We start from the raw sequence: 12,821 nt of genomic DNA on the forward strand, positions 1-12,821 counted from the left end.
ACGGTTCAGTGCCGGATTTTGTAGCCCGTTTTCAGCAGGCGCAAGGCCACAGCGGCCACCGCGAGCGTGACGCTCAGCACCACCGCCAGGCTCAACCAGGGGCTGACGTCGCTCTGGCCGAAAAAGCCGCGACGGAATCCGTCGATCAGGTAGAAGAATGGGTTGAGGCGCGAGACGCCGTGCCAGAAATCGGGCAGGGAGTGCACCGAGTAGAACACGCCCGACAGGAAGGTCATGGGCAGGATGACGAAGTTCTGGAAGGCCGCCATCTGGTCGAATTTGTCAGCCCACAGCCCGGCGATCAGGCCCAGCGAGCCCAGCAGGCAGCCACCCAGCACCGCGAAGGTCAGCGCCCACAGCGGCTGCGCCATCTGGGGCGCGGCGAACACCACCGTGGCCAGCCAGACGCCCGTGCCGACCATCAGGCCGCGCACCAACGAGGCGCCGACATAGGCCAGGAACCAGGCGCGGTGGGACAGCGGCGTCAGCAGCACGAACACGAGGTTGCCCGTGATCTTGCTCTGGATCAGCGAGGACGAGCTGTTGGCAAAGGCGTTCTGCAGCACCGACATCATCACCAGGCCGGGCACCAGGAAGGCCGTGTAGCCCACGCCGGGATAGACCTGCACGTGGTTCTCCAGCACGTGGCCGAAGATGAGCAGGTAGAGCACGGCCGTCAGCACGGGCGCTCCGACGGTCTGCGCTGCCACCTTCCAGAAGCGCAGCACTTCCTTGACAAACAGCGGGCGGGCGCCCTGCAGGGATGCGAGCCAGCTCATGCCGACACCCCCTGCGCGGAGGCAACCATGCCACCGTCCGGCGCCACAGCAGGCGGCGGTGGCGTCAGGCGGCCTTGCATGATGGCCAGGAACACATCTTCCAGGTCGGCGCGGCCCATCTCCAGGTCCTCGATGGCACAGCCGGCTTCGCGCAACGCCGCCAGCGTGTGCTCGACCTCGGCGGCATCGTGCGCGGGCAACTGCACGATGCGCCCGGTGATGCGGGCCTGCGCGGCCAGTGCAGGCGGCAGGGCCGCATCCGTCTTGAAGCGCAGCATGGTGGAGGCCGTGCCCGCCAGCAGGGCCGAGGTGCGGTCCAGCGCCACCAGCTGCCCCTGCTTGAGCATGCCGATGCGGTGGCACAGGGCCTCGGCCTCTTCCAAATAGTGCGTGGTCAGCAGCACGGTGTGGCCGTCCTTGTTGAGCTTGGCGATGAACTGCCACAGCGTTTGACGCAGTTCCACATCGACGCCCGCGGTGGGCTCGTCCAGCACGATGACCGGCGGGCGGTGCACCAGGGCCTGGGCCACCAGCACGCGGCGCTTCATGCCACCCGAGAGCTGGCGCATGTTGGCCTCGGCCTTGTCAGCCAGCCCCAGGTGGGCCAGCAGCTCGTCGATCCAGTCGTCGTTGCGGCGCAGGCCGAAGTAGGCGCTCTGGATGCGCAGGGTCTCGCGCACCGAGAAGAAGGGGTCGAACACCAGCTCCTGCGGCACCACGCCCAAGGCGCGGCGGGCGGCGGCGTAGTCGCTCACCACATCGTGGCCCTGCACCGTGACGCGGCCAGACGTGGCGCGGCTGAGGCCCGCCAGGATGCTGATGAGGGTGGTTTTGCCCGCGCCGTTGGGGCCGAGCAGGCCGAAGAACTCGCCCTCGGCGATGTCGAAGCTCACGCCCTGCAGGGCACGGACCTCGCGGCCGGCGGAGGCAAAGGTCTTGGTGACCTGCTGGAAGGAGATGGCATTCATGGAGGTCCGCATTCTAGAGAGGCCACCTTGCGCGCGCTGACCCCAGGTTTTTCAGGCCCTGTTTTGAGGGGGCTGCCGAGGGCTTGAGCGCATGGAACGGGTAGTAACATGGCCCGGCCTTGACACACCCACAGGAGACAAGAACATGTCCGATCTGCAAGCCCGCTTCGACCAGGCCCTGGCCGATTCCAAGCTGCTGCCCGCCAAGCCCGACAACAGCACCCTGCTGCAGATTTACTCGCTGTTCAAGCAAGGCAGCGTGGGCGATGTGCAGGGCGACCGCCCCGGCATGATGGATTTCGTGGGCCGCGCCAAGTACGACGCCTGGGCCAGCCTCAAGGGCAAGACCCAGGACGCCGCCAAGCAGGCCTACATCGACCTGATCGAATCGCTGAAGAAGTGAACGCGGACGGGTTGGGGCACGGGCCGAAGCGCAAGCTCAGGCCTGGCCCTCGGCCCTGTTCTGCGACTTCTCGATCAAGCGGCCCAGGCTCTTGGCCACTTCGGCCTCGATCATGGGCTTGAGCGCCGACATCATCATGCCGAGCTTGATGCTCAGGTCGAACTCGGTGCCCGTCACCTTCATCGTGCCTTTGACGCCCATGCGCTCGAAGGTGATGGTGTCCTGATCCGCGCCTTGCTGGTGCTGGCAAGTCAGGCCCAGCTGGGACGCCGAGGTGTCCACCCACTTCTGGGCCAGTTCACGGGCCTTGTCCAGGCCCAGGGTGTGCGATTGTTGGAACGTCACGTCGCTCACGGCGGTCTCCTTGCAAACTTGCCGAACTGGCTGGATCGCCCCGGGTGAATCCGCGGGCACCGCACTGTAAACCGGTCCGCGGCATCCGTGCGGCCGGCAGGACGCGGAGGTAAGATGAAGCGCCGCATGCATGTGCGCTGCCACTCGCCCGCTTTCGCCAGCCACGCTCGCCCTGCCTCAGACACCATGACCGCATCAGCCACTGGTTCGCCCACCGGACTGCCCCCCACCGTTCTGCCCGAATTGCTGGACCAGGCCGAGGCCATCCGCGTGTTGCGCCGGGACATCCATGCCCACCCCGAGCTGTGCTTCGAGGAGGAGCGCACCGCTGACATCGTGGCGGGCACGCTGGCGTCTTTCGGCATCGAGGTGCGCCGCGGCTTGGGCAAAACCGGCGTGGTCGGTGTCATCCAGGGCTTGCGCCCGGGCCCGCGCGCCCTCGGCCTGCGTGCCGACATGGACGCCCTGCCCATGACGGAGCACAACACCTTCGCCCACGCCAGTCGCCACCACGGCAAGATGCACGCCTGCGGCCACGACGGCCACGTCGCCATGCTGCTGTCCGCGGCCCAGCACCTGGCGGCGCACCGCGATTTCGCAGGCACGGTGTATGTGGTGTTCCAGCCCGCAGAAGAAGGCGGCGGCGGCGCGCGGGAGATGGTCCGCGACGGCCTGTTCGAGCGCTTCCCGATGGACGCCATCTTCGGCATGCACAACTGGCCCGGCATGCCCGTGGGCAGCTTCGCCGTGCGCAATGGGCCTTGCTTTGCGTCGAGCAACGAGTTCCACATCACCATCCGCGGCAAGGGCTGCCACGGCGCCATGCCGCACCTGGGCATCGACCCCGTGCCCGTGGCCTGCCAGCTGGTGCAGGCCTACCAGACCATCCTGACGCGCAATGTGCGGCCGGTGGAGACGGGCGTCATCTCGGTGACCATGATCCAGGCCGGCGAGGCCACCAACGTCATCCCCGAATCGGTGGTGATGCAAGGCACGGTGCGCACCTTCACCACCGAGGTGCTGGACCTGATCGAAAACCGCATGCGCGAGATCACCCAGCAGCTGTGCGCGGCCTTTGGCGCCGAGGCCGATTTCAAATTCAGCCGCAACTACCCGCCCACCGTGAACCACGCTTTCGAGGCCCAGTTCGTGCGCGAGGTGATGGCTGAGCTGGTGGGCGCCGACCAGGTGCACGAGTTCGAACCCACGATGGGCGCGGAAGACTTCAGCTACTTCCTGCAGGCCAAGCCGGGCGCGTATTTCGTGATCGGCAATGGCGATGGCTCGCACCGCGAAGGCGGTCACGGTCTGGGGCCCTGCATGCTGCACAACCCCAGCTACGACTTCAACGACACGCTCATCCCCTTGGGCGCGACGCTGTGGGTGAAGCTGGTGGAACGCTGGCTGGCGCGGGCCTGAGCGCCCGACGCCAGCCCAAGGCACCATCCCAGGGCTCAATCCCAGGCGATGCGGTTCCACTGCAGGGCGCGGCTGCGCCAGTGTTCCTCGATGCTCTGCACGAAGTCGGGCCGCACGAGCTTGGCCCGCTGCAGCAGCCATTCGGCGTCTTCGTGGCGCACCACCACGCCTTCGAGCGAGCCCTCGCGGTAATGGCTGCGGTGGGTCTGCACCCACTCGGTCAACTCGGGCAGCGAGGTCTGGCCTGAGCTGACACGCGGCACCTCGCGCAGGCCCAGTTGCGTGGCCAGCGCGTGGCGTCGGCTTGTGCTCCAGAAGCGCTGCTCGGCGCGGTCGTACACATCGAAGGCCAGGAACCAGTCGGGCAAGGCGGCGTAGTCCAGCGAGTGCTGGGCCGCACACCATTCGCCGAACAGCATCAGGGTGTCGCCCAGGGCGTCGAACAGCTCGCCTTCGCGCACGCTCAGCCACTCGTCCAGGCGCGCGAACTGGCCGCCATAGGGCTTGTTGAGGTACTGGCCGCGGTTCTGCACGTGCAGCACGCCTTCGCTGGAAAACGAGATGCCCATGTTGGCGCCGTCGAGCTTTTCCTCGACGACCACGGCATGGTGCAGCAAGGCCCGGGCCTCGTCGGGCGACAGCACCTTGTCATCGCGCGGCGTGCCGTTGGCCAGCCAGGCCAGGTGGGGCGTGTGGGGGAAGCGGAAGAAATCGTGGGCGCTGGAGGGGGTGTTCGTGGCGGTGTTCATGGCAAGGCTCCAGGCTCAGCGGCCGAACTTGTGCAGGTGGAACTGGTGGACTTCGCGGTCGCACAGGAAGTGAACGGCCACGCCGACATCGGCCAGGCAGGGCGCCCAGTCCACCCATTTGGAGTCGGCCGCCTGCAGGATGGGCGGGTGCTGCGGGTGGCGGCAAGCCACGGCCACGAACTTGCGGTCGGCCGGGTCGAAGTCCCAGAGGCGCTCGTCGTGCGGGAAGTGGCGAAAGCCCCAGACCGGGTCGGCTTCCAGGTGCACCAACTCGCAGCGGCTGGCGTCGTTGACGTGGTGCAGCACCCAGCGCACGAAGGCATCGCCCGCGCCCTGCCCGGCTTGCGGGTTGGTCTTGTGGCGGTACTCGTGCAGGATCTCGAAGCCATCGTCCAGCACGATGCGGCCACACGCCATGATCTGTTCCAGCCAATCGCGGCAGGTCTGCACGCAGGCCTCCGACACCGCCGGGTGCTGGCCGTTGGCCACGAGGATGACGTTGGTGTCAACCACGCACAACTCCGCGAACGGCGGCAAGGCAGGGGGCGGTGGAACGGGCGGCTTCATGGCCTGATTCTGCCTCGCGTCGCGGGTATCCTTGGTGCCCATGTACGCCTCGTATTTCGGACTCAGGCAGGCGCCTTTTTCCATCGCCCCCGACCCGCGCTACCTCTTCATGAGCGAACGCCACCGCGAAGCGCTGGCCCACTTGCTTTATGGCGTGGGTGGCGGGGGTGGCTTCGTGCTGCTGACGGGCGAAATCGGTGCGGGCAAGACCACGGTCTGCCGCTGCTTCCTGGAGCAGATCCCGCGCCGCTGCAACGTGGCCTACATCTTCAACCCCAAGCTCAATGCCGCGGAGTTGCTGCAGGCCATCTGCGACGAGTTCCGCATCCCCGTGGCGCCCGATGCCTCGGGCCAGGCCTCGATGAAGGCGCATGTCGATGCGCTCAACGAGTACCTGCTGAAGACGCACGCGGTGGGTCAGAACAACGTCCTCATCATCGACGAGGCGCAGAACCTGTCCACCGAGGTGCTGGAGCAGCTGCGCCTGCTGACCAACCTGGAGACCAGCGAGCGCAAGCTGCTGCAGATCATCCTCATCGGCCAGCCGGAGTTGCGCCAGATGCTGGCCCAGCCCGAACTGGAGCAGCTGGCCCAGCGCGTGATCGCGCGCTTCCACCTGGACGCCCTCTCGGAGGACGAGACCGCCCAGTACATCCAGCACCGGCTGGCCACGGCGGGCCTGCGCCGCGGCACGCTGTTCGATGGCAAGGCCGTGCGCCGCATCCACCAGATCACCAAAGGCGTGCCACGCCGCATCAATCTGCTGTGCGACCGCGCCTTGCTGGGCGCCTTCGCCGAGAGCAAGGCGCGGGTGGACCGCACCATTGTGGACAAGGCCGCGGCCGAGGTCTTCGAGGGACAGCACTTCTTGGCACACCCCCCGGCGCAAGCCAGCGCTTCACACGGCACGGCCTCCGGTGGGCAGCCTCACCCAGGCCACACGGGGCACCAAACCCTGCCCTGGGCCGACTGGCCGCGCTGGGCCTGGGCTGGGCTGGGTGGCAGCCTGGTGTTGGGCATGGCCGGGCTGGGGATGGGTGCGTGGCTGCACAGACCGGGCACCCCCGCGACTGCCGCGCCGACGCAGGCTCTGGCGTCGGCAGCGAGCACGGCATCGCGCACCGCCCCCTCCGCGCCGATGGGTGCCATCACCAACGGTGTGGCCAGCGGCACGGCCAGCGCGGCGCCTTCGGCGGCAGTGCCATTCGCGCCATTCGCGCCTGCACCTGCACCCGCATCGGCCGCAGAGCTCAGCCCCCAGGCGCTCGTGCAACGTGCCAGCACCGACGAGGCCGCGGGCTGGCGTGAACTGGCCCAACGCTGGCAGGTCAAGCTGGGCCATGGCGACCCCTGCACCCAAGCGCGCAGGCAAGACCTGGTGTGCTTCCGTGCCAGCGGCGGGCTGAGCCTGCTGGTGCAGCTGGACCGCCCCGCCCTGCTGGCCCTGCAAGACGAACAAGGCCGCACGCGGCATGCCGTGCTGACGCAGATCGACGCCCGCCAGGCCTGGTTGCAGGTGGGCGACGCCACCGTGCGCATGCCCCTGAGCGCCTTGTCCAGCATCTGGCGCGGCGACTTCGCAACGCTCTGGCGCGCACCGGAGGGCTTGCGCAACAAGGTCACGCAAGGACAGAGCGGCCCGGCCGTCGATTGGCTGGCGATGAGGCTGGCGAAGATCGACCACGGTCCCGCCGCCGTCACACCGGCCCGGCTGGACGCGGCCTTGCAAGCCCGTCTGCAGGCCTTCCAACTGGCCCAAGGCCTCAAACCCGATGGCGTGGCCGGTGCCACCACCTTCATGCTGATCAACCGCGCCAGTGGCGTGCCCGAACCGCGCCTGGTGCAAAGCGTGCCTGCCCCCGCGGCCGATCGCCCCAGCCCGCCGCGCCGCTGAGCGGGCGAGCGCACCTGCCCGATTCCCGAGGTCCGACCATGTCCTACATCCTGGATGCCCTGAAAAAAGCCGACGCGGAACGCGAGCGCGAAGGCGTGCCCAGCCTGCACACGCAGCACGGCCATGCCACCAACGCGTCCGACCGCGGCGGCCAAGGGCCTGTCAGCGCTGCGGTGGGCCTGCAGTGGGCCGTGGGGGGGGTGGCCGCAGGTCTGGTGCTGCTGGCGGGCGTGTGGTGGCTGAGGTCTCAGCCAGAGCCAGCCGCGGCCTCCGATGCGAACGGTGCTGCGCCAACCGTCACAGCGCCTGTGGCACCACCCGCGGTGGCCGTGGCGCCACCAACGTCCCTCGCGCAGCCGCAAGTCGTGCCGCCACCTCGGCTTGCATCGCCAGGCGACGGGCGCATGGCGCAGGAAAACGCCGCCTCGGAGCCCGCCCGCCGCAATGCGCCGAGTCGGGCGGACGCCGGCACACCATCGCGCACAACGCCAAGCCCATCGGCCCTGCACGTGGACGCGTCCTTGCGCGACGCCCCGCGCCGCGTGGTGCCCGTGGCCGAACTGCCAGAGGATGTGCGCCGCGAACTGCCGGCCCTGAGCATTGGCGGGGCCATGCACTCGGACGTGCCGGCCAACCGCATGCTCGTGCTCAATGGCAGCGTCTTCCATGAGGGCGACCAGCCCGCGCCGGGGCTGGTGCTGGAAGAAATCAAGCTGAAATCGGCGGTGTTCCGCTTCAAGGACCACCGCTACAGCGTGGCTTACTGAGCCGGCACGGGCTCCGCGCAGCGCTGGGCCAGGTGGGCCAGTGCTTCCTCGACCTGGTCCACCAGCACCAGGCAGAGGTCGCCGGGTTGCAGGCGCTCCAGCGCCGTGTCGATGGCCGCGAACTCGCCACGGACCTCATCGACGCGCTGCGCACGCTGGGCCTTGCTCAGGCCTTCGCGCAACAGGCCCAGCACCTCGCCGTCTTCGCGACCACGCTGACAGGCATCCTGGTAGAGGATGAAGTCGTCGAAGGCTTCGCCCAGGATCGCGGTCTGCTCGCGGATGTCCTCGTCGCGGCGGTCGCCCGCACCGCTGATGACCACGCTGCGGCGCTTGGCCGGGATGCCGTTCACCGCGTTGACCAGGGCGCGCATGGCGTCCGGGTTGTGGCCGTAGTCGGCGATCACCGTGGCGCCACGGAAGCTCATCACGTTGAAACGGCCCGGCGCGTTGTCGGAGTCGCTCACGAAGCTGGCCAGACCGGCGCGGATCACGGCCCAGTCCATGCCGGCGCTCCAGGCCGCGCCGATGGACGCCATCACGTTCTCGACCTGGAAGCCGATGCTGCCCTGGCGCGTCAGCGGGATGTCGCGCAGCAACAGGCTTTCGCGCCAGTTGCCCTCGGACACCACGATGGCGTCGCCGTCCACGCAGATGGCGCGCTTGCCCTGGGCACGGTGCGTCGTCAGCACCGGGTTGTGCGGGTCCATCGCGAAATAGATGATGCCGCCCGGGCACTTGGGCGCCATCGCCACCACGATGGGGTCGGCCGCGTTCAGCACGGCGTAACCCGTGGGCGCCACGTTGACGACGATGACGCGCTTGAGCACGGCCAGGTCTTCCACGGTGGTGATGTAGTTCAGGCCGAGGTGGTCGCCGGCGCCGATGTTGGTCACCACGGCCGTGCCGCAGCGGTCAAAACCCAGGCCTTCGCGCAGGATGCCGCCACGGGCGGTCTCGAACACGGCGGCATCGACATCGGGATGCATCAGCACATTGCGCGCGCTCTTGGGGCCGGAGCAGTCGCCACTGTCGATCTGGCGGCCGTTCACATAGACGCCATCGGTGTTGGTCATGCCCACGCGCAGGCCGGAGGTGGCCAGCAGGTGCGCGGTCAGGCGCGCGGTGGTCGTCTTGCCATTGGTGCCGGTCACGGCCACCACGGGGATGCGGCCGTCGTCACCCGGCTTGTAGAGGTTGTTGATGACGGCTTCGCCCACGTTGCGGCCCTTGCCGTAGGACGGCGACAGGTGCATGCGCAGGCCCGGCGCGGCATTGACCTCGACGATGCCGCCGTTCTGGTCTTCCAGCGGCAGGTGCACGCTCTCGGCCAGCACATCGACACCGCAGATCTCCAGGCCGATGGTCTGGGCCGCGGCGATGGCGCGCGCCGCCACCTCGGGGTGCACGTCGTCCGTCACGTCGGTGGCGGTGCCACCGGTGGACAGGTTGGCGTTGTTGCGCATGATGACGCGGCGGCCCTTTTCAGGCACGTCATCTGGCTTGAGGCCTTGCACCTGCAGGCGCGCCACGGCGATTTCGTCGAAGCGGATCTTGGTCAGCGAGGTGGCATGGCCTTCGCCACGGCGCGGGTCTTCGTTGACCTTGTCCACCAACTGGCGCACGGTGTGCACGCCATCGCCGATCACGTGCGGCGGGTCACGCCGGGCCGCGGCCACCAGGCGATCACCGACCACCAGCAGGCGGAAGTCGTTGCCCGGCAGGTAGCGCTCGACCATGACCTCGCCATGCTCGGCCGCGACTTTGTGGGCGATTTCCAGGTGCTCGGTGCTGACGATGTTGACCGTCACGCCCTTGCCCTGGTTGCCGTCGCGCGGCTTGACCACCACCGGCCAGCCAATCTCTTCGGCCACCAGGCAGGCGTCGGCAAAGTCGGTGACCGGGCGGCCCGTGGGCACCGGCACGCCGGCCGAGGCCAGCAGGCGCTTGGTCAGGTCCTTGTCCTGGGCGATGGACTCGGCCACGGCGGAGGTGTTGTCCACCTCGGCGGCCCAGATGCGGCGCTGCTTGCTGCCCCAGCCGAACTGCACCAGCGAGCCCTGCGTCAGACGGCGGTAGGGGATGCCGCGGACCACGGCCGCGTCCACGATGGAGCCCGTGCTGGGGCCCAGGCGCACGTCCTCATCAAGCTCACGCAGCTCGGCCAAGGCGGCCTCGACATCGAAGCTGCCTTTCTGGAGCGCGGCCTCGACCAGCGCCATGGCGTGGTCGAACGCCTTCTTGCCAACCGACTCTTCGCTGTACTCGACCACCACCTGGTAGGTGCCGGCCTCCACGGTCTGGGCCGTGCGGCTGAAGGTGACGGGGCAGCCAGCCTGGGCCTGCAGCGCCAGCGCCACGGTTTCCAGCACATGCGCCACGCTGATCTGGCCCGGGCGACCATCGGGGCGCAGCGGCCCCATGCTGGGGAAGAGCTCGCGCACGCGGCCCTCGAAGCCAGGCAGGCCGTCGATGCTGCACTCAGGCGCGGGGCAGCTCACGACGGCCTCGATGGCGGTGTGGCGGCTCCAGAGGTTGGGGCCACGCAGGGCACGGATGCGGGAAACGTCCATGGGTGTCTCGCTCAATTCACTTCTGGGTCGAAGGGGCAAAGGTTTCCAGACCGGCGGAGATCAGCTCGGGCGAGATGCCCAGAGCCCACGCCACACCGGCTGCGGCCAACAGGCAACGCACGCTGCTGCCGGGCACCGGCTGGTCGGCGATGCCCGCGGTCATGCGGCGTGCGGCCGCGCTGTTGAGGTCGGCACAGCGCACGGGCACCTGGCCGTTGTGGGTCAGCAGCACGTGGTGGCCATCGACCGACACGGTGCGGCCGCCCTTGGCGCGGTGCGCCACCAAGGCGGGGCTCTGGTGGTCGATGTCGTAGAGGATGACTTCGCCATCGCACAGCTCGGCCATCTCCAGCACACGCTCATCGGAGGCATTGAGCACGGCCACGCCATCGGACAGCACCACGTCCACCTGGGTGCGCAGCACCTTGAACATCTGGGCCGGTTCGTGGATGTCGTGCTCGGCCAGCGCAGGGGCCACCGGGGCCTCGGCACCGTGCAGGTCGGTCACCACGCCCACGCTGCAGCGGTCGTAGGCCAGGCCGTCGTTGAGGATGCTCGCTGCGCCGTTCTCCAGCACCACGGCATCGACCTCGCGGTTCATCAGCAGGCGCTGGCCCGCTTCGAAATTGGCGCGGTCGCCGCCTTCGATGCGGCGGCTGCCCAGGAACAGGCCCTCGCGGCAGCCCAGGCCCACGTGCTTGCCACTCAAGTGCAGCAGCCAGGCCACCAGGCGCGCGATCTGCGTGGTGCCATGAGAGCCGGCCACGCCCACGATGGGCACGCGGCCGGTTTCATCTTCATGGAAGAGGTGGTCGGCGATCGCCTTGCCCACCGGACGCGGCAGGCCCTCGGCAGGCTTCAAGTGCATCAGCAAGCCGGGGCCGGCATTGACCTCGACCACCGCGCCGCGCTGCGGCAACAGCGGCTTGGACACATCGGTGACCACCATGTCGATGCCCGCGATGTCCAGGCCCACCACGCGGGCGGCCAGGCTGGCGGCATGGGCCACATCGGGGTGGACGTCGTCGGTGCAGTCGATGGCGACGTTGCCGTTGCGCTGCACCAGCACGCGCTGCCCGTCGGACGGCACCGACTCGGCGCTCAGGCCCTGGCGTTCCAGCAGCAGGCGCATGGCCGGCTCGCGGTCCAGGATGATGGTTTCCAGCGGGAATTCCTCGGCGTCGCCGCGGCGGGGGTCGCTGTTGAGCTGGTCGTTGATCAGTTGGACGATGCTGTCGCGGCCATTGCCGACGATGCACAGGCTCTCGCCGCGCGCCGCCGCCACGACCTTGCCGCCCACCACCAGCAGGCGGTGCTCGTCGCCGGGGATGAAGCTCTCGACGATGACGTCGCTGCCCTCGGTCTCGGCGATCTTGAACGCGGCTTCCACGTCGGCGCGTTCTGACAGTTCCAGCGAGACACCGCGGCCGTGGTTGCCGTCCAGCGGCTTGACCACCACCGGCAGGCCGATGTCCTGGGCAGTGTCCCAGGCGGCTTCCGGGCTGTCCACCACCTCGCCTTCGGGCACGGGCACGCCGCAGGCCTTCAGCAGGGTTTTGGTGAGGTCCTTGTTGCCGGCGATGCCTTCGGCGATGGCGCTGGTCTTGTCGGTCTCGGCCGTCCAGATGCGGCGCTGCGCGGCGCCATAGCCCAACTGCACGAGGTTGCCCTCGTTGAGGCGGATGTGTGGGATGCCCCGGTCCGTGGCCGCACCCACGATGGCCGCCGTCGAGGGGCCGAGGTAGCAGTCGTCGATCTGGGTGCGCACGGCTTCCACCGCGGCCTTGACATCGAAGGGCTCGTCGTTGATGGCGGCCATCAGCAGGGCATGACCTTGCTGCAGGGCCACGCGGCCGACCTGCTCGTCACGGGCGCGGAACACCATGCGGTAGATGCCCCGCTGCGAGGTGCTGCGCGTCTGGCCAAAACCGGTGGCCATGCCCGCCAGGTTGAGCAACTCGATGACGATGTGTTCGAGGATGTGGCCCGCCCAGGTGCCCTCTTCCAGGCGCTGGATGAAGCCGCCGCGCTCGCCGACACCGCAGTGGTGCTCGACCAGGGCCGGCAGCAGGGCCGTCAGGCGCTGGTTGAAGCCGGGCAGCAAGTTGGAGGGGAAGTCTTCCAACTCGCCCAAGTCCAGCCAGACCTCCATCACCGGACGGTAGGTCCAGATGTTCGGTCCACGCAGATAGCGTGTGCGCAGCAATTTCAAATCGTTCTTCTTGCTCATAAGCACCAGCCGGTGTTGCGTCCTGATCCCTTGACCCCACTCACGGGGCCGACATGTGCGAGCCGGGCAGGCGCAGGGGTGAAAGCCAAACCCGTCATTTTGCGCCGGATGCGGCCCA

At 68.5% G+C, this 12,821-nt stretch carries 11 protein-coding genes; 4 read left to right on the plus strand and 7 right to left on the minus strand.

The window, feature by feature from the left end; genetic code table 11:
- Positions 1 to 5: 5 nt before the first annotated feature.
- Positions 6 to 779: an ABC transporter permease gene (locus tag EV672_RS16100; RefSeq protein WP_424923170.1), complete on the minus strand. Its 774-nt coding sequence runs from the start codon at positions 777 to 779 to the stop codon at positions 6 to 8.
- Positions 776 to 1,747: an ABC transporter ATP-binding protein gene (locus tag EV672_RS16105; RefSeq protein ID WP_133611034.1), complete on the minus strand. Its 972-nt coding sequence runs from the start codon at positions 1,745 to 1,747 to the stop codon at positions 776 to 778. Before EV672_RS16105 ends, EV672_RS16100 begins: the two co-directional genes overlap by 4 nt.
- A 145-nt stretch (positions 1,748 to 1,892) precedes the next feature.
- Between EV672_RS16105 and EV672_RS16110 the strand changes: the two genes are divergently transcribed.
- The gene (locus tag EV672_RS16110; protein ID WP_133611035.1) at positions 1,893 to 2,150 is read left to right on the plus strand and encodes an acyl-CoA-binding protein; all 258 of its coding nucleotides are present in this window, start codon (positions 1,893 to 1,895) and stop codon (positions 2,148 to 2,150) included.
- 36 nt (positions 2,151 to 2,186) lie between these two features.
- On the opposite strand, the gene EV672_RS16115 is transcribed toward EV672_RS16110, so the two are convergent.
- Positions 2,187 to 2,504 (minus strand): polyhydroxyalkanoic acid system family protein, encoded by a 318-nt coding sequence (locus EV672_RS16115; protein ID WP_166643613.1) that lies wholly within the window; start codon positions 2,502 to 2,504, stop codon positions 2,187 to 2,189.
- Between the two features lie 186 nt (positions 2,505 to 2,690).
- On the opposite strand from EV672_RS16115, the gene EV672_RS16120 reads away from it, so the two are divergent.
- Positions 2,691 to 3,923: a M20 aminoacylase family protein gene (locus tag EV672_RS16120; protein WP_133611037.1), complete on the plus strand. Its 1,233-nt coding sequence runs from the start codon at positions 2,691 to 2,693 to the stop codon at positions 3,921 to 3,923.
- Positions 3,924 to 3,958: 35 nt separating this feature from the next.
- Here the strand turns inward: EV672_RS16120 and EV672_RS16125 are convergent, their stop codons facing one another.
- Together EV672_RS16125 and EV672_RS16130 are read right to left on the minus strand one after the other, a co-directional pair.
- On the minus strand, positions 3,959 to 4,672 hold the full coding sequence (locus tag EV672_RS16125) for an RNA ligase family protein (protein WP_133611038.1): 714 nt from the start codon (positions 4,670 to 4,672) through the stop codon (positions 3,959 to 3,961).
- Positions 4,673 to 4,687: 15 nt separating this feature from the next.
- Positions 4,688 to 5,239: a hypothetical protein gene (locus EV672_RS16130; RefSeq protein ID WP_133611039.1), complete on the minus strand. Its 552-nt coding sequence runs from the start codon at positions 5,237 to 5,239 to the stop codon at positions 4,688 to 4,690.
- 40 nt (positions 5,240 to 5,279) lie between these two features.
- On the opposite strand from EV672_RS16130, the gene EV672_RS16135 reads away from it, so the two are divergent.
- Positions 5,280 to 7,133 carry an ExeA family protein gene (locus EV672_RS16135; protein ID WP_133611040.1) on the plus strand — a complete coding sequence of 618 codons (1,854 nt, stop codon included), beginning with the start codon at positions 5,280 to 5,282 and terminating at the stop codon, positions 7,131 to 7,133.
- Positions 7,134 to 7,171: 38 nt separating this feature from the next.
- The gene (locus tag EV672_RS16140) at positions 7,172 to 7,900 is read left to right on the plus strand and encodes a general secretion pathway protein GspB (protein ID WP_133611041.1); all 729 of its coding nucleotides are present in this window, start codon (positions 7,172 to 7,174) and stop codon (positions 7,898 to 7,900) included.
- On the opposite strand, the gene cphA is transcribed toward EV672_RS16140, so the two are convergent.
- Both cphA and EV672_RS16150 read right to left on the minus strand, forming a co-directional pair.
- Positions 7,894 to 10,473 (minus strand): cyanophycin synthetase, encoded by a 2,580-nt coding sequence (gene cphA / locus EV672_RS16145; protein WP_133611042.1) that lies wholly within the window; start codon positions 10,471 to 10,473, stop codon positions 7,894 to 7,896. The two genes, EV672_RS16140 and cphA, sit on opposite strands and share 7 nt — an antisense overlap.
- Positions 10,474 to 10,489: 16 nt before the next feature.
- On the minus strand, positions 10,490 to 12,703 hold the full coding sequence (locus EV672_RS16150) for a cyanophycin synthetase (RefSeq protein WP_133611043.1): 2,214 nt from the start codon (positions 12,701 to 12,703) through the stop codon (positions 10,490 to 10,492).
- Positions 12,704 to 12,821 lie beyond the last annotated feature (118 nt).

The sequence above is a fragment of the Aquabacterium commune genome (genome assembly GCF_004362855.1).
GTDB classification, from domain to species: Bacteria; Pseudomonadota; Gammaproteobacteria; order Burkholderiales; family Burkholderiaceae_C; genus Aquabacterium; species Aquabacterium commune.

Bases quoted from the DNA above. Each gene is read 5' to 3' on its own strand.
- EV672_RS16120 (WP_133611037.1), top strand. From the start codon at position 2,691: ATGACCGCATCAGCCACTGGTTCGCCCACCGGACTGCCCCCCACCGTT.
- EV672_RS16150 (WP_133611043.1), bottom strand. From the start codon at position 12,703: ATGAGCAAGAAGAACGATTTGAAATTGCTGCGCACACGCTATCTGCGT.
- EV672_RS16140 (WP_133611041.1), top strand. From the start codon at position 7,172: ATGTCCTACATCCTGGATGCCCTGAAAAAAGCCGACGCGGAACGCGAG.
- EV672_RS16100 (WP_424923170.1), bottom strand. From the start codon at position 779: ATGAGCTGGCTCGCATCCCTGCAGGGCGCCCGCCCGCTGTTTGTCAAG.
- EV672_RS16110 (WP_133611035.1), top strand. From the start codon at position 1,893: ATGTCCGATCTGCAAGCCCGCTTCGACCAGGCCCTGGCCGATTCCAAG.
- EV672_RS16105 (WP_133611034.1), bottom strand. From the start codon at position 1,747: ATGAATGCCATCTCCTTCCAGCAGGTCACCAAGACCTTTGCCTCCGCC.
- EV672_RS16125 (WP_133611038.1), bottom strand. From the start codon at position 4,672: ATGAACACCGCCACGAACACCCCCTCCAGCGCCCACGATTTCTTCCGC.
- EV672_RS16130 (WP_133611039.1), bottom strand. From the start codon at position 5,239: ATGAAGCCGCCCGTTCCACCGCCCCCTGCCTTGCCGCCGTTCGCGGAG.
- EV672_RS16135 (WP_133611040.1), top strand. From the start codon at position 5,280: ATGTACGCCTCGTATTTCGGACTCAGGCAGGCGCCTTTTTCCATCGCC.
- cphA (WP_133611042.1), bottom strand. From the start codon at position 10,473: ATGGACGTTTCCCGCATCCGTGCCCTGCGTGGCCCCAACCTCTGGAGC.